A 22846-nucleotide genomic window follows, 5' to 3' on the forward strand; every position below is an offset into this window, starting at 1 on the left:
ACGCGCAAGGAGCTTTATCTTGGCTCCTGCGCGTTTTTTTCATCCCATTCATGACTGAGTAATCCGTACATGAACATATCGTAGCGGCCGCCGTCCCGTAAGATGAACTCACGCTGGGCGCCTTCATACGTAAAACCTAATTTTTCATACAGCCAGATCGCAGGCTGGTTGTACTCGAAGACCGTCAATTGCAAACGGTGCAGGTTCAGCTCGTAGAACGCATAGTCGATGAGCAGCTTCATCGCTTCCGTTCCATATCCTTCTCCTTGGTGTGAAGGATCGCCGATGGCAATGGCCAGCCAGCCGTTCCGCTGGTTCCAGAGAATACCGTCAAGCGACACATAGCCGATGAACGTATCTCCTTCACAAATGGAGAAGATGAATTCCGTGTTGCTGTCAGCCGCTTCATTACGCCATTCCTTCAAAGAATCAACAGACCTCGGTCGGGCCGGAAAAGCGTCCAGCCGACGCAGAAAAAAAGAATTGTTGAACCATTTCGATATCGTATCTAAATGTTCGTCGGTGACTGGCCCCAGGTGGACACGGGGACCACGCAGGATCGGTTCCATAAGCCCTCAGCCTCCATGTCCGTCATTTTTTGTTATTATTATTTTTCGACTGTTTGATTTTGAAGTGAATCGAAATCAAACGTACCGTCACGGCAAAATTGAACGTCGCAATGATGACCGGAAGAAGCGTTTGAAAGTTCCATAAGGACCCCGTTGTCATTTGCGCTGCGATATACGTAAACGCCACGCCCATGAAAAAGTAAATCGCGGCCATCGTCAGAGGAGAAGCTTTCATATTATAAGAACCCTCCAGTTACGATCGTCTGCAGCTGCTCCTGCATCCGGCGGATATCCTCTTCGGTATAGAAGTACTGTGACAGGACTACAAACGAGTTCATCGCCATATGAGCGACAATCGGCGTAATGATGCTTTTCGTTTTTACATAAAGAAAAGCGAACACGACACCCATAGAGAAATAGACGAGCATATGAGTGAAGTCGAAGTGGAACGCCCCGAATACGAGAGATGAGACGAGCACTGCCAGTAAGAAGTTGAACCTTTTATACATCTGACCGAAGATAACTTTACGGAAAATGATCTCCTCCGTTATAGGTGCAAACACAACGGGTAAAAGAATAAATAGGGGAGATTCCCGTGCGATGTTCATGAGCTGCATCGTGTTTTCTGATCCTGTCGGAATCCCGAAAATATTCGTTTCAATTAAAGCCGCAATTCCTTGAGCGAACAGGGCAAGAAATACACCAGCAATAGACCAGAGAACGATTTTCCCAGAACTGGACCTATCCTCCCGTGTTTGAGCTTCCATCATATCCGGTTTAAGCAGACGCAAAATGATGATCGTTGCAATCGTAAAGCTCAGCACGGACCAGATCGTGATCGCATCCGTCTCACCGAACCCAAGCAACCCATATAAAACAGGCACACCAACAAGCGCTGAAAGCTGAGTGGCCACGTACGTAATAATAATGTACCAATATCGTTTTGGCATGTGAATGACTCCTTTATTGTAAAAAACGGATCTAACTATACGATATGTATTTTATCACAATTTAAAAACAACCAATAAGAATAAGGGTTCCTCCCTTTGAGAATTTTGTCAGAAAAAGTTGTAAAAAAATTGATAGTTTCTACTTGAAAATCGATAGTGAATTGCTTATGATAAGAGTTGTGTTAGCACTCACTATGTGAGAGTGCTAATAAACGACAAATATCGAATATTGACCTGACTAAGGAGGGTGTCCTAATTGTTAAAGCCATTAGGTGATCGTATTGTTATTGAATTAGTAGAAGAAGAACAAACTACTGCAAGCGGAATCGTACTTCCGGACTCTGCAAAAGAAAAGCCTCAAGAAGGTAAAGTCGTAGCAGTCGGTACGGGCCGCGTATTGGACAATGGAGAGAGAGCAGCACTGGAAGTAAGCCAGGGCGACCACGTCATTTATTCCAAGTTCGCGGGTACAGAAGTCAAGTTCGAAGGAAATGAATACTTAATCATTCGCGAGAGTGATATTCTAGCCGTCGTGCAATAACACGCAGAACCACTAATCTTTTGAATCGATACGAATTTTGATAAGGAGGGCATTTTTTCATGGCTAAAGAAATTAAATTCAGTGAAGACGCACGCCGCGCGATGCTTCGCGGAGTAGATACATTGGCAGATGCCGTTAAAGTAACATTAGGACCAAAAGGACGTAACGTCGTTTTGGATAAAAAATTCGGTTCCCCACTGATCACAAATGACGGGGTAACGATCGCTAAAGAAATCGAACTTCAGGATCACTTCGAAAACATGGGAGCTCAACTCGTATCTGAAGTAGCTTCTAAAACAAACGACGTAGCAGGTGACGGTACAACAACCGCAACTGTACTAGCGCAGGCTATGATCCGTGAAGGCCTGAAAAACGTAACATCCGGCGCGAACCCAGTAGGCATCCGCCGCGGAATCGAAAAAGCGACAGCCCTTGCAACAGACGAGCTGCGCAAAATCTCAAAGCCAATCGAAGGCCGCGAGTCGATCTCCCAGGTAGCTTCCATCTCAGCTTCAGATAATGAAGTAGGACAGCTTATCGCTGAAGCAATGGAGCGCGTAGGTAACGACGGAGTTATTACAATTGAAGAATCTAAAGGATTCAACACAGAACTAGAAGTGGTAGAAGGTATGCAATTCGACCGCGGATACGCTTCTCCATACATGGTCACTGACCAGGATAAAATGGAAGCGGTTCTTGAAGATCCTTACATCTTAATTACAGATAAGAAAATCAACAACATCCAGGAAGTTCTTCCAGTGCTTGAGCAGGTTGTACAACAGTCCAAGCCACTTCTATTGATCTCTGAAGACGTAGAAGGCGAAGCACTAGCAACCATCGTTGTGAACAAACTTCGCGGAACATTCAATGCTGTATCCGTTAAAGCACCAGGCTTCGGCGACCGCCGTAAAGCCATGCTTGAAGATATCGCAGCACTTACTGGAGGTCAAGTCATTACAGAAGATCTAGGACTGGATCTGAAGAACACAACACTTGATCAACTAGGACGCGCGTCCAAAGCCGTTATCACTAAAGAAAACACAACCATCGTCGAAGGTGCCGGAAACCCTGAGCAAATCGCATCCCGCGTATCTCAAATCCGTGCCCAAGCAGAAGAATCCACTTCTGAATTCGACAAAGAAAAACTACAAGAACGTCTGGCTAAACTATCAGGCGGCGTAGCGGTGATCAAAGTAGGAGCCGCAACAGAAACAGAACTTAAAGAACGTAAACTGCGCATTGAAGATGCCCTGAACTCTACAAGAGCAGCTGTAGAAGAAGGCATCGTAGCCGGAGGCGGAACCGCCCTCGTTAACATCATCAACGCAGTAGAAAGCCTAGGCCTGCAGGACGACGAAGCAACAGGCGCAAGCATCGTACTACGTGCCCTTGAAGAGCCTGTACGCCAAATCGTACACAATGCCGGACTAGAAGGATCCATCATCGTCGAACGCCTTAAAGGCGAAAAAGTCGGCATCGGCTTCAACGCCGCAACAGGCGAATGGGTCAACATGGTCGAGCAAGGTATCGTCGACCCAACGAAGGTAACACGTTCTGCACTTCAAAACGCAGCATCTGTTGCCGCTATGTTCCTGACTACTGAAGCGGTAGTCGCAGACCTTCCTGAAGAAGAAGGTTCTGGTGGCGGTATGCCAGACATGGGCGGCATGGGTGGAATGGGCGGCATGATGTAAGCTGTCCTCAAACCCTTTGCTACACAAGGATTTGAAACCCTATAAATGAATATTGACTGGATTTTGACTGGATTTCTTTGAAATTAAGTCAGGATTTAATGGCCTCCTTGAAGTTCATTTAACTTTGAGGGGCCATTTTTTTATCGGATAAGAAAATCAATAAAGAATTTTTACTTGATAAAGGTGTTGTATGAGAATTCTAAAATTATATGCAAAATACGAGGAGAGTACACAAAGTTAAGGTTATATGTGATTAAATAGAACTATAAGTACTTATGTCATAGGAGCAATGTCAATTTATTTATAGAAAGAGTGATTACACAGTGAAATGTCATATTAAAAAAGTGAAAATTGCAAACTATAGATCTATATCTAGTATGACCGTGAATTATAATAGTGGTACTCCATTAGTGATTTGCGGGCCTAATAACATAGGTAAAACCAATTTTTTGCGCGCAATAGATCTGTTTTTTTCATTAGATAAATCAAAATTCAATCATAATTTAGACGTACCACATCATATAGCAGAGGGTTCTGCTGGAGGTAGTAAAGTACATATATCCTTAGAATTCTTATCTGAAGAATGTAGTAAATATGTTATAAGTACGAAATATTTTAGAAGAGCTCAATCAAATGTTCTTGAACTATCTGGTACAAAAGATGGTAGTACTATGACAGAAGCTCAAATAAAAGAATTTATGAAACGTTTTAAATTTGTTTATATAGAATCAAATAATATAGATTTACCTAATTTGATTTCTAATTACTTTACTGATGAAGTTTTACCAGGATTAGATCGTTTAAGGAGGAAACAGACGGAGCCTCTAGAGCATCTAAATGAATTTATTAAAAAATCTAACTCAGCAGTTGCGAATATCGAACGTGGTATTACGCAAGAGCTTCATGAATTTACGAGTGAAGTAGGCGAGGTTAACCCACATGATTGGAATGTAAAGGTCATATTTCCTGAGTTTGATTTTTTGAGAGAGGCAATTTCTAATTTAGTATCCTATACATTAATTGATTCTAATGATCGACCACTTGACACAAAAGGCAGTGGTATACAGAGATTATTATTGCTAGCTTTAATAAAATACGTATCAAAAAATTCATCAGAAGAAGTTATTTGGGCACTGGACGAGCCTGAGGTCTTTTTACAGCCAGGATTACAAAAGGAAGTATTTAAACAATTGCAAGATATATCGGAAAATCTAAATGTTTTTATTACTACTCACTCTTCTCATTTTATTGATTTAAATGATTTAAACAATACTTACCTTCTAGATGCAGATCATGAAGTGAAAGAATATGCACGTAAACCAGAGAAACAGTTTATCAAGGTTAATACAAAAGTAACTGGTTATAGCGATTATGAGAAAGTGGAAAAAATAAAAACTCATATGGGTATCGGAGGAAACGATGGGTGGCACGTAACCCCCTTTAATCTATTAGTGGAAGGCCAGATAGATAAAGATTACATCATTGCTCTATCTCAATGGTTTGACATAGATCCTCCAAATATTTTGGTGGCGGGTGGTGCTGATAAATTACCTGGTTATGTTGTGTTTCTAAAAGAGTTTTGCAATGACTTACAATTCTCTCCAGAAGTTAATTGTCTATTAGATTACGATGAAAAAGGAAAAGAAGTTCTACGTAAATTAGATAGACAACAAAAAAAAGGTTCTGAAAGCTTAAATTTAAACCTTTTCTATGTCATTAGGTCAGATGATAACCGGACCTTTAATAATAACTTTGAAATAGAAGACTTAATCCCTATAGAAATAATCTCAGATGCAGCTAATAAAATATTAAAAAATAAAAAATACTCTACAATAAAAGCTAAAGATTTAGATAAAAGAAATAGTGTTGCATATAAAGATTTGAATGTTTTGAACTTTCTTAGTGAGATTAATGTTATTAATAACTTTGATAAACCTAGGATAGATTTTGAATCTATCTCAATGAAAATTTATTTATCCAAATATGTTTGTAAATCATTAAAAGAAAGTGAGAAGTTTAATCATCTGAAAAGTAATTACTCTAATGTTAGGGAATTTCTTTTGAGGCTTTATTCCTCTAAAGAAATTTCCATTACTAGATAACTAAACTTCACTTCCATAGAAAATACGTGCATCTTTTATAAGTTATAATTTTACTATTTAATCAAGGACACCTCTCATGAACTCACTAAATTTATGAGAGGCTTTTTGTTCCATATCTTTAGTAATGTGAGCATATATGTTCATAGTTGTATTAATGTCCCCATGCCCCAATCTCTGTTGTATTTCTTTTGTCCCTACGCCTGCTTCGATTAATAGGGAGGTGTGTGTATGTCTAAAAGAATGAGGTGTTACATTCTTTTCAATGCCACTTAACTTTAATAACCGTCGCATCCGATTTTCTACTGTTTTTATAAAATCAGGATAGCCTGGATTATTAATCTCTTTAGCAAAAACAAATCCAAAATTATTGTATTGGTCTTTCAGCGCTATTTTTAATTCTTTCTGGTAATTTAAATACTTCTTAAACTCACTCATCACTTGCTTGTCCATTTTGATTGTACGAATAGAGCCTTTTGTTTTAGGTGTGAGCAGCTGATAAGCCTTTGTATTATTGTTCGGGTTGTAATAAGTTTTTGTAATTCGGATAGTTTCATTATTGAAGTTCAAATCATTCCATTTTAATGCCAGCATTTCTCCTACACGCAAGCCACCATAGGCAAGTGTGAGGAACATAATAAAATCTCTATCTAACCCCTTTTCCTTAGCTGTTTTTAAGAAAGTTATTAGTTCATTCTTCTCTAGAAATTTTATTGTTTCATCTTTCTGCTCAAGTTCTTCCACTGTTTCAATTCTCTTGGGAATCTTTGCGAATTCACTTGGGTTTGTTTTAATAAGATTATATTCTAACGCCTTCTTAAATAACATTCGGCCAGTAGTATGGATCCCGTCTAAGGTATTGTGGGCGTATCCTTTTTCGTGTAGGTCATTAAGAAATGCTTGATAGTGTTTTCTTGTAATATCAGATAACTTCATTTTCGAAAAATATCTTCTGAAATGCTTCAATTCTTTCGTACGCCCACGATGCGAGCTAATCTTAGAGTTTTTTGCATAGAAAATCAGCCACTCATCAGCGAATTCGTTGAGAGTGATATTGTTTTCTTCAATGTAGGAACCTTCCCTTACCTCTCTTTCTAATTCCTCTGCTTCAATTCTTGCATCGGATTTTCTAGTGAAACCACCCTTAGACTTTGTTTTTCTTTTTCCTGTGACTGGATCTAACCATTCCACTTGATAGGTCCACTTGTTACCTCTTTTTCTTATATATGCCATAATCTTACCTCCTATCTAAATATTAAGTTATAAAATGTCTTTTGACTGGTACAATAGGACGGCGCTTTATTTTTTCCAGTCGTTCCTGGCATATATCTAACGGAATATTAAAGTCTTGAGACCATAAATCAATGATTTCAGGATCACTCAACGTGTACTCTTTAATCATGTGGTAGGGTAACGAGGCATAAAGAGTGAAGTGTCTGGCATCTCTTTCTTGAAGCTCATAGAAATCTTTAGGCATTATTAACTGCCTGCCAGCATGTCTCAATGCGTGGCAAAGCTCATGGAAGAACTGCACACGTTGTTTTATCTGGGGAAGGCGACTATCTAAAACAATTTCTTGAAACTCCCCTACCTTCATATAACTAGCTTGAGTTGGTCTACAGTCAACAAAGATTTGGTTCTCAATTCCAATGTTATGAACACTTAAATCAGTCGGTTCTGTAAAATTGTGAGTTTTATACCATTTAGTTATTAGGTCTTCAAGGGTTGTGGTTGTGTAGCAAGGAAACTTCAAACTAATCACCATCCTTACAAGCATTATACGAACAAATGTTCCCTTGTTCAACATTTATTTACAAAAAATGTTTTTTGTAAGGATAGACAAATTAATTTGATTCTGCGGAAAACGAAATGCTGAAATTAATATCCTGATGAAGAGATTTAACAGGTTTTTTTATGCAGGGAATAAATGGTTATATGTCGAAGGCTTTATTGTAGCTAAGAAAAAATTTAGGATGGAGAGATGAACTTGAATATTCCTACCTATATAGACTTTCTTCGAAAAGCACTTAATAATGTTGAAGACGTGTATTTTGGTAATCAGGATTGGATTCATTCTATGCTTAATTTCCATAATGTTGAAACTGAAGATAATAGACGTGAGAAGTTAATACCATTTTTGAGTAAGCATCATGAGCGAGTTTTCTGCTATGAACTGTATCATCAGTTTCGTAAGGTTATGGAAAAGAATAAGTTGGATGACAGAGTGATTTTGCAAGCTGAACTTCGTAAATCTCAAGTAAGCAGTGAAATTGAGCAATTATTTGGAGTACAGAGCACCGATGGAATATACTATCCTGACTTTTTAATTCATGAACCTAACACATTCGAAAATCAAGATCTAATTATCGAAGTGAAAGCTAACCCCAAGCTTACAGATGAAGATATCAAAAAGGATATTGTGAAAATCGATCAGTTCATAAAACGATATAAATATAAAAAGGGGATCTTTCTAGCAATAAATATCAGTGAAGATCGACGCAAACAGCTTCTAACAAATACTAGCCTACTGAAATGTCTAAAAGAACAAACCGAGTGCAAGTATGAAATCTTGCTTATGTTCAGAGAATCAGCTAAAAAGTCAACAATCTCACTCAACCTAGGAAAGTTGTTAGAATAAGGAAGATGGATTGCTGTAAGAAAATGAAATCTAGGTGTTTGAATTACAAGGTACGACAAACAGTAGCTAAACAATTTATGCTTTATGGGATATCTCAAGTTTTCTTTTATGCAATATTGGCTGGATATTGAATGCAAAAATGTTAATGTCCTAGATTTTTTGCAAAGAAGGGGGATAATACGGTATGAGCGATGAATTATCTCAAGAGGAAATTATTCAGTTGATAAATCAAAAAAAGATTACAGAACATAAAAAAGAGGTCAATTATCAAAAAGCAGTTAAACTATCAGTTCAGACCATCAAAGAAGATGAGCGAGATTGGATAAGACAGATTTTAAGTGCAAAGGATCCTGATTATAACCTAACAGAAGATGAACTTAATTGGTTAAAGCAAATAAGTGAGGATTATGGGTCTGATTATGACGCCCTTATTAAGCTTTCTCCAGATTATATTCGTCTTAAAAAAGTTCAATTTGAAATAAAGGCAAGTAGTGAAAATACAAGAAAAGACTTAGATACTATAAGAAATAATTTGAAGAAGTTTACTCCAGAAGAACTGATTGTGCTTAGGAATAAAGATGTAAGAGAGGAGAAGGGTATTAAAAACATCGCAGGTATTTATATAATACATAATACTGTAAAAGATAATTACTATGTTGGAAAATCAAGAAGGATATTCGGCAGGGCTTATGAGCATTTTGTTATGAATCCAACAAAAAAGAAGGAGAGGTATAAAGATACCGTGGAATTTAATCTTCCTGAAGTATATGATGATTATCATTCAGGAGATATATTTAATATTAGCCTAATCCCTTTAGAGGCTACAACATTTTCAATACTAGAAGAACTAGAGGCTTATGCTATAAGAGCATATAATGCTTCAGTTGAATATGGTGGTTATAATCGAACCCATGGTAATATAATAACTAAAGTTCGGTTTAAAAATAATAACCAAGAAAAAGCCGCGGACTTAATTTTAAATAAGATAAAAGAAACCGAAATCTTTTCAACTCTTACCAGTGATAAGAAGAGGAAAAAATATATCTGGACATTAGCATTGGAACTTGTATTACCATCCAATCCGAATTTTCGTCTTAACTTGGTCAAGAAGATGAAAGAATATCAAAAAGATATTAAAGAAAGTAATAATAGGATATGAAAAAGCAGGGACTTATTAAAAAATGAAGTTCCCTGCTTTTATTTATTTTCTTTTTCTTCGAGTTCTTTAGATTTTTTCACTAAATATTGAAAGTAACTTTCCAATTCCCTTATTTGCTCTGGACTCATTGATTTCCACTTTTCCAAATCAAAAAAAGCTGCATCTTCGATTCCATATTGGTCCATCAATTTATTCACTTCTTTTATGGAATCAAATTCATTGCTTTTATCCACTTGATAATCTGAAATATCTGAACGGCCTAAAAGGTAATCGGTGGATACATCAAAAAGGTCAGCGATCTTGTTCACAGTATCTAAAGTAGGAATTTTGGTACCTCTCTCGTAAGCTGTGTAAGTTGTTCGAGCTACGCCAATTTGCCTCGCAATATAATCTTGAGTCCAATTTGGATTTTCCTCTTTTTTTATTTGTCGGCATCTTTTCAGCCTGTTTGAAAAATTCATGTTAATACCACCATGCTTTTCACTAGATTAAAGTGTGTTATGTATCCATTATAAATGTTTCTCAAAGTAACTTAAAGAAAAGTTCCTAAAAGTGTAAAAAAATTATATGGATATTGTTGACAATGTTACCTAAAGGAACTTATAATACATTGTAAGATGTTCCTTAAAGGAACTTTAGGAGGTGAATAAATTGAGGATGTGGTTAAAAGAGATTCGACTTCAGAAGGATTTAACGCAACAACAAACAGCTATTAAATCAAACATATCGAGAAGCTATTATACCCATATTGAATCAGGAGTTAAAAATCCTACAGTAGAAACAGCGAAGGACATAGCTTTTGCCCTAGAGTTCAAGTGGACAAATTTTTTTGAAAACCAATGTTCCTTAAAGGAACAAAAAACTTATAAGGAGATGTTGTAGATGTTTGAAGCTAAACTGCAACCCGAATCTGATTTTAATAACAAGGTTTATGATATTTTTTATGATATTGCTAAAAAAGCACAGGAAGATGTTCAGAAAGAAATGGAATTACCCTATTTACTTGATCGAACAAAATTAGCTGAGCGTGTGTTTAATGTCAGTGTACAATCTCTTGATGCTCACGTATTAAAGCGCAAGGACTTTCCAAAAGTTCATGTAGGTGGCCGGACACTTTACCCCAAGGATTTAGTCATTACATGGATTAGAAATCATGTTGATGTATCTGATGATATTGCTCCGGAAAGAAACTTTGGTGTTGTTTGACTCTATGAATCTAGTATATACCTCTGAGAAAGCAATCAATGGTACAAATCAATAAGTAAGGAGGGGGAAACTATTAATAAAAGCAAATCAGCGCAGTTAATGAAGGATTTAAGGAAAAACAAAAATAAAACCCAGCAACAGTTAGCTGTAGATATGTTTCAGTCAAGAGAGTATATCTCTAAACAGGAAGGGGGAGAACGGAAGATTCCTCCTGTATCCACTAAATATTTTATTGAGAAGTATAACAATCCTTGGTTAGCACTTGAAGCTGTTAATGAATATGTTGGGTGGGGGATCTCTCGCTTAGAGGGACCGGAAGTAGAAGAGGATAATTTTCTCTTACAACTTCTATTAGAGGAAGAACTACAGAAGGCTATTAATGTATTAGCTAATGTAAATTTAACTGCAAAATTACACGATAAGCACTCTATTAAGATTCATGACATACGGAAATCAGCTGAAATTATGACTGGTGTTATTCATTTCTCTACCCTGTATTTAGCTACTGTTTGTGAAAGATATGAAATCAATTGGCTAAAGCTTTGGAAGGATCATCACCAAACTCTATATTCTAAGAGATTATTAAATTAGGAGGTGAGGTTGTGCAGGGGTGGTTAAAGCTGCATCGTAAAATTCTTCATAGTGAAATTTTCGAAAATGAGAAGTTGTTAAAAGTGTTCATTTATTGTCTGACGAAGGCAAGCCATAAAAGTACAGAATCGAGAGTAGGGAGGCAAAAGGTTACTCTTAAACCTGGACAATTTATATTTGGCCGTAAAAAAGCTGCTTCTGAATTAAGTATGAATGAATCCACCGTTCGTGACTATATAAAAATACTTCAGGAAGACAGTGTCATTAGTATAAATACCACCAACAAATATAGTGTAATAACCGTTGAAAACTGGGGGATTTATCAATCTAACGATGAAGAATACGACAACAAAACAACAGCAGAAAAACAGCAAGACGACAACTCCTCGTCATCAGAGAGACAGCAGAAAGACACATACAAGAATGGCAGAGAACTTAAAGAAGTTAAGAATGTAAAAGAATTCATTACTACAACAACTTCTGAACGATTGGATTGTGACAGCATTCAGTTTTACCAAAACAACTTTGGGATTATACGTCCTCAAATCTCAGAAGAAATAGTGAAATGGGTTGAAGACCTTGGGGATCCATTAATTTTGGAGGCTATGAAGCGTTCCTTAGACCGAAATAAACCGACATGGGGCTACGTTAAGAGCATCCTTCAATCCTGGATAAATAAAGGGATACGAACAGTAGAACAGGCGGATGCTGAAGAAGTTGAATATAAGAACAAGCAGGCTAATAAAACTACGTATTCCAAACAATCACAAAGTCAGGAAGTATTACCGGAATGGTTTAAAAACCGTGAAGAACAAGAAAAGCATCATATAAATAAAAAACCTGGCATCGAAGATACAGCTCGAATCATTGAGTTAGCGATTAAGCTAAAAAGATCGAGAGAGAATATTCTTGAATCCATTGATGATCGATATAATCTTTCCGAAGAAGATATAGCTTCTATCAGGGATGGTAAATGCTCAGCTATAGACATTTTATTAGAACAATTAAAGCTTAGTGTGGCGGGAGAACCATAAACTTGGGAGGTAAGATAAGGTGAAATCAAATAAAAAACACTTTGCTTATTATGACATTGCTTCACAAGCTGACAATGTAAAAACCTTTGAAGGAAAAAAATATGATGTGCGTGGTATTTGGGCGGTTGATCGTCATGGTACTACTGAAAAGCTGGCCAGTATCTATTATCGAATTCGAACCGTAAAAGATGATCAATTCAGAACCATTGCTAAACGCAAAAACCCTATGAGTGAGCTGAAACCTGTGAAGTAAATATAACGATTTTAACACGTGCTTAAATAGCACATATTGAACATTGAAAAGTATATATCTACGTTAGGAAACTGAAAGGTCATAGAACTTTCCTAACAGTCGATGACCGTTTGGTGCGTGTTACGTGAAACGCATCTTGTGACCCGGTAAGCGTTGTATCTATTATGGTTTACTTATATAAAGTGAGGTATAAACTGATGAAGCTATGTATAGTTTATCCTAGATACATAAAGTTCTTCGTATAGGCTAGAAACGTTGTGCATTGTAGAAAGAATAATCCTTCTACATAGGGTTGATTGTATCTCGCCATAAACAATCATTAATAATAAAGATCTATCTTCCATAATGTGGATTTATATTTGAGTAGGTGTTAGAATCGTTATACAAATCACTTGAGAGGAGATTGATCTGATGGCAAAGCGTTGGGTCGGTGGTTTGGCTGGATTTGTTGTAGTTTTAATCCTAGTTGGTTGCGGATCTCAAGGAGCCACAGGTCAAGTCGAGTCATTATCACCAGGTGAGATGAAAGAAACTCTGCAAGACAGTGACAATGTTTATATTTTAGTAACTGATGCGTCTGAGGAAGAAAAAAGAGATGAATATATCAAGGTAGTGGAAGAGAATATTGAAGAAATTAATGTGAAAGAAATTAATGCTCAGAATCAAAAAATTCTTGATGGGGATATGGATCTGAATGAAATAGGTTTGGAAGGTAATGAACTCTTCCAATCTCTAAGTTATTATGAGGGTGGACAATTACAGAACCGTATCTCCTTAAAAACACAGAAATACCAAACCCTTGAAGATAGGGAACAAGCTATACAAAAATTCATCAACGAAACTTCATCCTAATGGAAGTGATCTTTAATAGATCGCTTCTTTTTTTATGGATAAAAACCTTGAAAGGGGGTGAAGGTGAATGGGCGTTACTAATCGTGAACTTAAGCAATCAAAAGACTTAGTTCAGACACTGCTAACCATCCAAGACATTTCTTACAATGAGTGGCTTCATGAAAAACATCAAGACTACATTCAACAAAACCAAGATGTCGTTATGAAGTCATTGCTCCATTACAAAGGGGTGGATGAAGAAAACAAGAACAAAAATATTTAATAAGGGGAGATTTTAATGAAGTACTTTGCAGATTATTCCATGCTTGCTGCCATTAGTAATTTACAATCTACAGGGGCATCAATTTTAACCGCCATGCAGCTTTTGGGTATTATCTCGGCTGCCATTGCTTTTGGTATAGGAGCCTACCATCTTATCTGGGGTGGAGTTAGAGGCCGCCAAAGCTCTATCGTGTGGTTCATTGGTGGTGCCGTTGGACTTGTCGTTCTAATGGGAGCTACAGCTATCGCTGAATACATTGACAGTCAGGTGATCTTTTAAAGGAGTGTAGGTTTATGAGGGTATTATTCACATCAAAAATGGATGGTGAAATTTCGAGCTTTCACCCTTATTCCTTCCAGGAAATTGTCGTTCTAACAGCAGAATTGGATGCTAAATTAAAGAAGAAAAATGCCAAGCCAATTCTGCTAGATTTCATGATATTTAATGAAGAAGGAGACAAGCTGTACAACGGCTCATATGAAATGGGAGCAGAAGGAACATCAAATATTTATGACCATGTTTGTCAAAAGCTTTTAGAGTTACCCATGCAAAATAAAAATGAAGAAACAAAAAGGGATGTCTTTCTTCAACAATTAACTTCTAATACACCAGCATCTTATCAAATTGATATGACAGGAGTATTGAAAGAAAAGGAAGTACAAAAATCGAGTTGGAAGCAACTTGGTAAGCGTGGCAAATTTTTTGTGAGTATGATCAGTACCACATTAGTGGTAGCCATAGTTACATCCATCACTCTATTTATACTTCTAAGCAATCAAAGCAAAGATCTAAGAGCCACAACACAAGAGCTGGAAAAAACGGAGAATGTAAAAACGGCTTATGAAGGTTATTGGACAGGTCAGCAGAAAAAAGCTGTTGATCAGTTACAAGGAATGGGAACCTTAACGGAATCGGAGCGCAAAACATTGCTTCATTTTCTGGTGGAACTTAAAAAGTATGATCAAGCTTTGCAATATGTAGGCAAGGAAAACTCTTCTTCACTGGCTAAGCAAGTCATGAAAGTTCATGGTCTGGAAGAATTGATTTCCTTTCAAGAAGCTTATCCAAGTCCTTTGGGTGAATTTAAAATAGCCTTTCATAATGGGGAATACAAACATGCGGTGGATATTCAAGATATGGCGATGTCTCCTGAACTGTATAAACAAAAGGGGATCGCTTATTTGAGGCTTGGTCAATTGGAAGATGCAAAAAAGATGGCCAGTGAAGCGAAAAATGATGAACTGAATAAAAAGATTAATGAGTATCAAGAAATTGAGGAACAGTTGACGAAGATAAACAGCCAAATAGAAACAGAGAAAAAGTCGGAAGATCAAAATCAATCTAGAATCGATTCGCTTAAGGAACAACAAGATGAGCTGGAGGGCCAAAAGAACAATATATAAGAGGGTGATCCATTTGAAATCAGTCATTGCTAAAAAACAGGTGCTTATTCTCCTAAGCATCTGTTTTTTTATATCCACGATGCTGGTCAGTACTTTCGTATGGAATTTGGGATATGCCATGTGGTCAACATTAAAGACTTTCCCAGAATTCAGTAAACCAATAGAAATTAAAGCTTCATTTTTGACAGATTTTCATATGCAAGAACAACCTCTCTACTATGGAATAGCGGCCTTAATCGGCTTAGTCGGTATAGCCAACATGATTTACAAACTTAGAAGTAACTTTAAACCCGTAGGCACGGACGAAAAAGGTTCCCAGAGATTTGCAACGAGAAAAGAAATTCAACAACAGTACAGGGCCATTCCTGATCGAAAACAACCATATAAAGGTAAAGGAGGCCCTGTGTTATCTAGAAAAGGGGACAAAGCTTTTATTGATCCGTCACCTGTCAATAATCTAATTATTGGTACGACAAGGAGTGGTAAGGGCCAAACCTATGTTATTCCAACCATAGATGCCTACTCTCGTGCTGAATATCAGCCCTCTTTAGTCATCAATGATCCTAAAGGCGAGTTATTTGCTTCTAGCCGGGAGACGCTGGAGAGAAGAGGTTATGAGGTTGAGGTCTTAAACTTAATGAATCCCATGCAAAGCATGAGCTTCAATTTGCTAGAGTTGGTTAAACAATCTTATAAGGATGGGGATTATTCTACAGCTCAAACTCTTTGCGAAACCATTACTCATATGCTTTACCACAATCCGAATGCTAAAGAACCTATGTGGGATGATTCAGCTAAATCACTTGTGAATGCTATGATCCTTGCGGTTACAGAGAAAAGCATAACCGAAGGGATGGAAGAGAAAATTACGATGTACACGGTCGCCAACATGCTCTCAGAGTTAGGGACTAGAAATGAAATGGATGAAGATGGCCAAGAGTACAATGCATTGGATCAATTCTTCCAAGAACTACCCCAATCCCATGTAGCGAAAGGTCAATATGCAACGAGTAATTTTTCCAAAGGGAATACTCGATCAAGCATTTTTACGACAGCGATGAATGGATTGACGAAATTCACAATGAGTGAAACAGCTAAAATGACAGCAAAAAACTCTTTGGATTTAAAAAGAGTGGGCTTCGGTCAAAGTATTAAGGGGCGAGGTCGCCCTTTTTCCAAAGTAATAGTTTCATTCCCGGATGGAACCACTGAAATCAATCAATCTGGAGAGAGTGGGACATGGACCATTAACTTTAATACCTCATTAGAAGCTGGAGATCATTTAGTAATTTCTCAAGATTCTGTTCCTGGAAATTCAAAGGATAAAGAAGTTCAAAAGGATAATATGACAATTCGGATTGACAAAGTAGATGAGGAAACGGGCAAGGTTTCCTTCTCTTATATTTTTGCTAGAGGCACTATTGAAGTAAAAGAAATTATTTACTCCAATAAGCCAATTGCTGTGTTTATGGTTACACCGGATTATGATACGTCTACTCATGCTATACCGTCTATTTTCGTTAGCCAATTGTATTATGTATTATCAAAAAATGCAGCCATTGCCAAAGGACAAAAGTGCTTACGAGAAGTGGTCTTCATGTTAGATGAGTTCGGTAATATGCCTGCGATAGCAGATATGGAAAATAAAATTACGGTATGTTTGGGAAGAAACATTCGCTTTCACTTAGTTGTTCAATCCTATGCTCAATTAAAAGATTTGTATGGAGAAGATGGGCAAGCCACAATCCGAGGTAACTGCGGAAATGAAATTTATATATTGAGTGCGGACTATGATTCTGCTTCCTATTTTTCTTCCAAGTTAGGAAAGCAAACGTTAAATACTCAAACACGTTCTGGATCTACCTTTTCCCTGGATAAGTCGAAAACGGAAAGTACGGAAGGAAGAGACCTTCTAACGGCCAATGAACTGCAGGAATTGGAGGAAGGAGATACGGTAGTGCGACGTGTGCTATTACGTCGTGATAAGAAAGGAAGAAAGATTCGTGCCTTTCCTATTTATAATACAGGAAAATACAGTATGAAATATGCTCACACGTATCTTAGTTCAGAATTCCGTCCAGGTAGATCAATTACGGAAGAAGAGATTTCTACCCCACACCGCCATGTTCATCCAGCGGACTTAGTTATTGATTTTCAAACTGGCTATTCTAATAAAGCACAGACAGACGAGGCTGTAGAGGATATGGAAAATCACTCACAAAATGGACCATTCAGTGATTCAGAACAACCTATGGAATGGTGGAGGAAGGAAAAAGTCGGTGAGTTCTTTGATAAAAGCACATTCTCCCTGATCCACCAACAAATTGCTCCTCATTTAGAACACAGTGAGGAGGAAATGAATGATGAACCTATGGAAGCTTTTCTTTATAACTTAAAGCTTTTAGGCGATCACCAAGAAATTAACCGACAAGTGTATAGTCACATTCGCAAACAAATAGATAAGTTAATTGAAGAACAGGAAACACCAGTGGAGCAGGGATGAAAAATGGAAAAATAAAATATTAAAGGTGGTGATGGAGTGTCCGATGAAGAGCTGTTAGAGATATTGTTAAGGTTTTCCGAAGTCTTATCAACGAATAATATCTTCACATCTGGGTTAAGGATCGTAGGGTGGGGAACGATATTATTCTTGAAAATGATTGTTGATGGTTTGGAAGGAATGGTTGATCAGATCTTAACCTTAACGGACTTCTTTTCGAGCGATCCCGTGACTAACTTTCTCGAAACCATCCAACCTGTTCTCTATATTATGCTGGCCATCTCATTGGGAATGATCGGCTTTCGATTAATCTTTAATAAAGAAAAGAATCGATCTGATATTCCAATGAACCTATTTATATCCATCATGACGATTACTCTGTTGTCTTTTGGAATGGGGAAAGTGAATGACTTTACTGGAGATGCCATGGACGTAGCGAAAGTACAAACAGATTCTTTTACCACCTCTGATCGAGTAATGGAAGACCATATTACAGACATAGTCATTTATGAAGAAACAGACTGGACAGATCCAGATGTAGAAGAACAGCATCATATAAGCCCAGACTCAATTGATAAAATATCTGTTAATGAAACTATTGACGATAGTTTTGAAAAATCTAATGGCGATAGCCTGTCAAATAAAGGCCAAAAGATTGTAATGAACAAAGTAGGATTGGAATCAAATGGCGAAGAAGGGCTTGTTGAGTTAGGAAAAAGTGGTCTGTTTGATTTCCTTCCAGAAAATTATTACAGGTGGCATGTGGATTGGTTTACTGCCATCGTAACCCTTTCCGTTATGGCTTTTACCATGATATTAATATCGATTAAAGTAGCCAAGCTCTGTTTTGAGCTTGGCTTTAATCATATCGTGGCGCTAATCATGGCGTATTCGGATATATCCACGGGCCAGCGATTGAAAGCGATCATTAAAAATATTGGGAGCATTTTTGCTTCGCTTATCATGATTTTCCTAAGCTTACGTGTGTATATGTATTACACAACCTTTATAAATAATAATCTTGAAGGACTTGGGTATTTGATTGCAGGAAGTTTGGCCGTCATTGATGGTCCTAATATCGTACAAAAGCTCTTTGGCATTGATGCTGGATTGAAAAACGCCTGGCATGTTGCGATGGGTGGTTACCTAGCTTCTAAAACACTCGGACCTCCCGTGAAGAAAGCTGCAGGAGCTATTACAAGTGGTGGTGCATCAGCCTTAATGAATACAGGCGCTGGAACAGCAGGAGCAGTCGCTGGTATCTATGGGCGCAAAGGTGAAGGAAAAGCGCAGACAAATGGAAAAAGTGGTCCTTCATCTAGTTTCTCTTCTAAAGAAGGAAATAGAAGTCAAGGAAACTCGCAAAAGAAAGAGCCAAGTCCAATGACATCCAATCAGAAGAGCCAAAAAGGTTCTTTTGAAGGAAAGGAAACCAAAAGATCCGAGGAAATAAATAGTCCTTCTACCCATGAAAATCAGGGGCAATCACAACCTTCTTCGGATAAGGGGTCTTCTATGGCCTCTCTAAAAGAAGGTTCCCCAGGAGGATTGGACGTCCCATCTTCGAACCACAGCTATGAGCAACCTTTATCTAATAAACCTATGAAAGAAACAAGACAAGGAAATATAGGTAGTAGTGGAAAAGGCAGCGACCGTTTATATGCGAACGATAATGTACCTAAGGAGGGGACAGACCAAATAGCAGCAAGCAACAAAACAGAAACATCAGATGTAAAAGCTCCAGAAAGTACAGATGATATCCCTATGCCAAATCAAAATAGAACAGAGCAACGAACGATAGGGAATTATATGAAAGATCGCATGGGTGAGCGATTCAATTATAATCCTAAGATTCAGAGTGCAAAACGGACGTATAACTTATCACGAAACACTACGGAGAACTGGATAAATAAAATTAAGAAACGCGGGCCTGATTCATAACTTGGTCCGCGTTTTGTTATGAAGGAGTGTTTTTATTGCAATACAAGATTCCATCCGAAATTGGAAGTGAGTTGAAGATCAACCGTTTATTTTATCTTACAGACTTACTTGTGGTCCTCATCTTGGGCGGCATAGGTTTCACATTCCGGTATGTCGTTCATTCTTCATTCGTTTGGTACTATGCGATCTTTTGGGTCTTATTGATGGTTGCTTGGTTGATCCGACCCAAAACGAACCCAAAACTGCGTATGGCTAAAGCCCTGTTCTTAGCTGTCACAAGGGACCGAATTGCTTATTGTGCCATCGATAAAAAAGAGAGGGAGGATGGTAGGAATGGGGATCAAATATGAAGAGTTTAATGACGAAGAATATGCCTTCCAACAGTTAAAGATACTTCTTGAAGAACAGCTTGGACGAGACTTAACAAAAATAGAAGCACGGAAGATTCGGTGGTTGTCTGGATGGGAGCAAGAAACGGTCGGCGTACTGTTTGACCTGATTCAAGAAGTATCAGGAAAGGAAACAAAGCCTGATAACCATAAGGATGATATGAGGGAGGACTTTAAATGAAGAAGATAAAAAAAGACCACCCTTTCTTCAAAGAAGAGAGTTCCGAAGAAATGGCTCTTTTTGATGAACGAAAAACTACTGAGAAAAACAAGAAGCAGCAAAGGTCAAAAGCTAAAAAGGAAAAGAGAGAGGTGGCCATACCATCCATAGCTGAGATTCTTCCCATTCAGGACATGACCGAGGAAGGATCCTTTCAATTAAAAGGAGATGGGGGCTATATGGACGTGATGCAACTTCATAGTAAAGACATATATTCGCCATCTACCCAAGAAACTGAATACGACATCATGAAGATGGCCAAGTTCTTTCAATCGTATGCGCCTGATATCAAGATCGTGTCTATGAATTTTCCGGTTAATATGAAAAAACAACTGGATGCGATTAATTACAAGATTGCTCAAAACAAAGCGCCTCTTTATGAGCGCTTTTTAATTAGAAAAAGAGAGGAGCTGCATTTTTTAGAGACCTACCGGACGAACAGAGAGTTTTATTTATATATCTACGGGACTAGTCTTAAACAGCTTGCTGAGTATAGAAACAATTGTCGGCGTTATCTTGGTCGAGTCGCTCCGGTCATTGAGTTAACCGATGAAAAGAAGCTTGATTTACTCTATAAGCTATACAATCAAAATTCTAAACTAGAAAAGAGGGGATAAGGAATGTTCTCATTTCTAAAAAAGAAAAGTGATGCCGAAGAAACCCAAGAAAAAGGATATAACCCTTTCTTACTGGCCCATATCCAACCACAAGGAGGAATTAAGTTTCACGAAACCTTTACCCGAAAAGGAGACGGTTATGAAGTTTGTGTCCATGTCTATTCCTTCCCAAAAAATGTTTCGGACTTTTGGTTAGAGCCTATTTTCAATATGGAGAATGTCATTACTACGATGGATATTGTCTCTGACGATCGTTACAAAGTCCGAGATGGTTTGAACAAAGGGATGGCTGAACAGAGTTCCAGAATGATTAATGAAAAAGATAATGCAGGCATTATTGAAGCCCAAAATAACTACGATGATTTGCGGCAGCTATATAATCAGGTTTCTGAAGAAGGAGAAATCATAAAACGTGTTCATCTTAGGCATTATGTAAGTGCCCAAACAAGAGAAGAGCTGGAAGACAAAGTGAAAGTGGTCTTATCGACGTTACAGGACGAAAACTTTCGAGGATCTATCTTCTTAAACGAACAGGAATTTGAATGGAAATCACTACTCACAAATTATACGGAACAATCCACTTATCGAAACAAGAGGGAAGGTCATCCGATACCCGCTTTAGGGTTAGCAGGTGGCTTTCCTTTTCATTTTACTAGCTTAAACGATCCTTATGGTACGTTTTATGGCACGACACTCACGGGAGGAAATGTGGTCTTTGATCTTTTCCATAGAGATCAGCAGCGTAAGAGTTATAACGGAGTCATGGTGGGAGCGATGGGAGCAGGAAAGTCCACAACGCTTAAGAAAATTATGCTGGATAACGCGATTAAAGGATATAAAGTTCGAACGTTTGATGTCACAGGAGAATTTGTGGAGTTAACAGAAGCTTTAGGCGGAAAACAAATCGCGTTAGACGGGTCAGATGGGGTCATCAACCCTTTGCAGGTGTATCGAACGGCAGAGGACGAATATACGTCCTTTACTCAGCATTTATCCAAGTTGACGACGTTCTATAAATTCTTAGCCCCTGAAGCGAATGATAGTGAATTGAAAGAATATGAAAATTTATTAAGAAAGCTCTATGAAAAGCTTGGCTTATGGAAGGACGATACAGATTCAAACATAACTGAACTTACTGTCCATGAGTACCCGATCTTTACCGATTTTCTTGCCTTTGTTGAAGAACAACTCTATGAAAATATCAAAGAAGGGAAGCAAAGGGAGAAGTTGAGTCAGGAAAGGAAACGACGCTTGGAAAGCATCGAATTAAACATTCGTAACCTTGTAGAGACATACTCGCATCTCTTCAATGGCGTATCAACCATCGAACACTTTGATGAGCAACAGGTTGTCACTTTTACACTGAGGGGCCTATCTCAAATGAGGGCTGAGGTTTTCCAGGCACAATTGTTTAATGTACTCAATCTCTTATGGGACTCCATGCTAACAAATGGTTCTCCTCAGTTTGACGCTTATAATCGAGGAGAACTAGCTTTTGAAGATGCCGTACGATATCTCATCTTGATGGATGAAGCTCATCACATTATAAATACAAAAAAGAAAAGCGAGAGTGCTCTGGATTTCCTTACAAAGTTTAGTCGCGAGGCAAGAAAATATTTTGGTGCTCTCCTCTATGCCAGCCACACGATTCGCGATTTTGTCCCTGAGGGATCGGATCAAAGTATGGTAGAGGAGATCAAGAAGCTTTTTGAACTGACACAATACAAGATTATTATGCAGCAGGATAGTAACAACTTAGAGATGATGCAGCAAATATTCATGGGGCAATTAAGCCAAAGTGAATTAAAAGATATTCCTTACCTTCAAACAGGGGAGACGATGTTAAGCATCCGTGCTGTTGAAAACATTCGCTTCAAGGTGGAGGTATCGGACGAAGAGTTAGCCTTGTTTGGAGGAGGTGCATAAGG

26 protein-coding genes are annotated in these 22846 nt (G+C 38.0%); 20 read left to right on the top strand and 6 right to left on the bottom strand.

Translation table 11 applies throughout. The features are described 5' to 3' along the window. Window positions 1-14: 14 nt before the first annotated feature. Genes O2Q26_RS04495 through O2Q26_RS04505 form a run of 3 tightly spaced genes read right to left on the bottom strand, consistent with a single transcriptional unit; the run spans window position 15 to window position 1519 of the window. The gene (locus O2Q26_RS04495; protein ID WP_289214762.1) at window positions 15-569 is read right to left on the bottom strand and encodes a GNAT family N-acetyltransferase; all 555 of its coding nucleotides are present in this window, start codon (window positions 567-569) and stop codon (window positions 15-17) included. Between the two features lie 22 nt (window positions 570-591). Continuing rightward, entirely contained in the window at window positions 592-804 is a 213-nt protein-coding gene (locus O2Q26_RS04500) for a DUF4305 domain-containing protein (protein WP_289214763.1), read from the bottom strand. Between the two features lies 1 nt (window position 805). After that, complete coding sequence (locus tag O2Q26_RS04505) at window positions 806-1519, bottom strand: CPBP family intramembrane glutamic endopeptidase (protein WP_289214764.1); 714 nt, start codon at window positions 1517-1519, stop codon at window positions 806-808. A 256-nt stretch (window positions 1520-1775) separates the two neighbouring features. Between O2Q26_RS04505 and groES the strand changes: the two genes are divergently transcribed. The 3 genes from groES to O2Q26_RS04520 all read left to right on the top strand — a co-directional run bounded on the left by groES (window position 1776) and on the right by O2Q26_RS04520 (window position 5856). Then, window positions 1776-2060 (top strand): co-chaperone GroES, encoded by a 285-nt coding sequence (gene groES, locus O2Q26_RS04510; RefSeq protein ID WP_253936569.1) that lies wholly within the window; start codon window positions 1776-1778, stop codon window positions 2058-2060. 59 nt (window positions 2061-2119) lie between these two features. Beyond that, a complete protein-coding gene (groL, locus tag O2Q26_RS04515; protein WP_253936570.1) occupies window positions 2120-3754 on the top strand; it encodes a chaperonin GroEL in 1635 nt (544 codons plus the stop codon). A gap of 323 nt (window positions 3755-4077) precedes the next feature. Beyond that, on the top strand, window positions 4078-5856 hold the full coding sequence (locus tag O2Q26_RS04520) for an ATP-dependent nuclease (protein ID WP_289214765.1): 1779 nt from the start codon (window positions 4078-4080) through the stop codon (window positions 5854-5856). A gap of 57 nt (window positions 5857-5913) precedes the next feature. On the opposite strand, the gene O2Q26_RS04525 is transcribed toward O2Q26_RS04520, so the two are convergent. Beyond that, entirely contained in the window at window positions 5914-7086 is a 1173-nt protein-coding gene (locus O2Q26_RS04525; protein ID WP_289214766.1) for a site-specific integrase, read from the bottom strand. Between the two features lie 22 nt (window positions 7087-7108). After that, a complete protein-coding gene (locus tag O2Q26_RS19015; protein WP_352232208.1) occupies window positions 7109-7660 on the bottom strand; it encodes an ImmA/IrrE family metallo-endopeptidase in 552 nt (183 codons plus the stop codon). Between the two features lie 180 nt (window positions 7661-7840). Between O2Q26_RS19015 and O2Q26_RS04535 the strand changes: the two genes are divergently transcribed. Then, window positions 7841-8491 carry a hypothetical protein gene (locus O2Q26_RS04535; RefSeq protein ID WP_289214767.1) on the top strand — a complete coding sequence of 217 codons (651 nt, stop codon included), beginning with the start codon at window positions 7841-7843 and terminating at the stop codon, window positions 8489-8491. Window positions 8492-8675: 184 nt separating this feature from the next. After that, complete coding sequence (locus O2Q26_RS04540; protein WP_289214768.1) at window positions 8676-9650, top strand: GIY-YIG nuclease family protein; 975 nt, start codon at window positions 8676-8678, stop codon at window positions 9648-9650. A 38-nt stretch (window positions 9651-9688) separates the two neighbouring features. Here the strand turns inward: O2Q26_RS04540 and O2Q26_RS04545 are convergent, their stop codons facing one another. Next, complete coding sequence (locus tag O2Q26_RS04545; protein WP_115895032.1) at window positions 9689-10111, bottom strand: helix-turn-helix domain-containing protein; 423 nt, start codon at window positions 10109-10111, stop codon at window positions 9689-9691. Between the two features lie 190 nt (window positions 10112-10301). Here O2Q26_RS04545 and O2Q26_RS04550 point away from each other — a divergent pair, with 190 nt between their 5' ends. From O2Q26_RS04550 to O2Q26_RS04620, 15 genes are all read left to right on the top strand, one after another. Then, window positions 10302-10532, top strand: a complete 231-nt coding sequence (locus O2Q26_RS04550; protein WP_035546713.1) for a helix-turn-helix transcriptional regulator — start codon at window positions 10302-10304, stop codon at window positions 10530-10532. Further along, on the top strand, window positions 10533-10856 hold the full coding sequence (locus O2Q26_RS04555; RefSeq protein ID WP_008590613.1) for a hypothetical protein: 324 nt from the start codon (window positions 10533-10535) through the stop codon (window positions 10854-10856). It begins immediately after the preceding gene. 99 nt (window positions 10857-10955) lie between these two features. Next, window positions 10956-11447: a helix-turn-helix domain-containing protein gene (locus tag O2Q26_RS04560; protein WP_008590611.1), complete on the top strand. Its 492-nt coding sequence runs from the start codon at window positions 10956-10958 to the stop codon at window positions 11445-11447. Window positions 11448-11458: 11 nt separating this feature from the next. Beyond that, complete coding sequence (locus tag O2Q26_RS04565) at window positions 11459-12481, top strand: DnaD domain-containing protein (RefSeq protein ID WP_289214769.1); 1023 nt, start codon at window positions 11459-11461, stop codon at window positions 12479-12481. 19 nt (window positions 12482-12500) lie between these two features. Further along, on the top strand, window positions 12501-12734 hold the full coding sequence (locus O2Q26_RS04570; RefSeq protein ID WP_289214770.1) for a hypothetical protein: 234 nt from the start codon (window positions 12501-12503) through the stop codon (window positions 12732-12734). A gap of 411 nt (window positions 12735-13145) precedes the next feature. Then, entirely contained in the window at window positions 13146-13586 is a 441-nt protein-coding gene (locus O2Q26_RS04575) for a hypothetical protein (protein WP_289214771.1), read from the top strand. A 67-nt stretch (window positions 13587-13653) separates the two neighbouring features. Further along, window positions 13654-13848, top strand: coding sequence for a hypothetical protein (locus tag O2Q26_RS04580; protein ID WP_074736342.1), 195 nt, complete (start codon window positions 13654-13656; stop codon window positions 13846-13848). 15 nt (window positions 13849-13863) lie between these two features. Continuing rightward, on the top strand, window positions 13864-14127 hold the full coding sequence (locus O2Q26_RS04585) for a hypothetical protein (protein ID WP_115824321.1): 264 nt from the start codon (window positions 13864-13866) through the stop codon (window positions 14125-14127). Window positions 14128-14231: 104 nt separating this feature from the next. Beyond that, the gene (locus O2Q26_RS04590) at window positions 14232-15251 is read left to right on the top strand and encodes a hypothetical protein (RefSeq protein WP_289214772.1); all 1020 of its coding nucleotides are present in this window, start codon (window positions 14232-14234) and stop codon (window positions 15249-15251) included. 13 nt (window positions 15252-15264) lie between these two features. Continuing rightward, window positions 15265-17754, top strand: a complete 2490-nt coding sequence (locus O2Q26_RS04595) for a VirD4-like conjugal transfer protein, CD1115 family (RefSeq protein WP_352232209.1) — start codon at window positions 15265-15267, stop codon at window positions 17752-17754. Window positions 17755-17790: 36 nt separating this feature from the next. Further along, on the top strand, window positions 17791-19692 hold the full coding sequence (locus O2Q26_RS04600; RefSeq protein ID WP_289214774.1) for a pLS20_p028 family conjugation system transmembrane protein: 1902 nt from the start codon (window positions 17791-17793) through the stop codon (window positions 19690-19692). A gap of 26 nt (window positions 19693-19718) precedes the next feature. Next, window positions 19719-20042 carry a DUF5592 family protein gene (locus O2Q26_RS04605; RefSeq protein WP_289214775.1) on the top strand — a complete coding sequence of 108 codons (324 nt, stop codon included), beginning with the start codon at window positions 19719-19721 and terminating at the stop codon, window positions 20040-20042. After that, on the top strand, window positions 20026-20262 hold the full coding sequence (locus tag O2Q26_RS04610; RefSeq protein ID WP_289214776.1) for a hypothetical protein: 237 nt from the start codon (window positions 20026-20028) through the stop codon (window positions 20260-20262). The genes O2Q26_RS04605 and O2Q26_RS04610 overlap by 17 nt, the downstream gene beginning before the upstream one ends. Next, the gene (locus O2Q26_RS04615; protein ID WP_289214777.1) at window positions 20259-20918 is read left to right on the top strand and encodes a TraC-like domain-containing protein; all 660 of its coding nucleotides are present in this window, start codon (window positions 20259-20261) and stop codon (window positions 20916-20918) included. Before O2Q26_RS04610 ends, O2Q26_RS04615 begins: the two co-directional genes overlap by 4 nt. Window positions 20919-20921: 3 nt before the next feature. Next, window positions 20922-22844: a VirB4 family type IV secretion system protein gene (locus O2Q26_RS04620; protein ID WP_289214778.1), complete on the top strand. Its 1923-nt coding sequence runs from the start codon at window positions 20922-20924 to the stop codon at window positions 22842-22844. Window positions 22845-22846 lie beyond the last annotated feature (2 nt).

Source organism: Halobacillus campisalis (genome assembly GCF_030345335.1).
In the GTDB taxonomy this organism is placed as follows: domain Bacteria; phylum Bacillota; class Bacilli; order Bacillales; family Halobacillaceae; genus Halobacillus_A; species Halobacillus_A campisalis.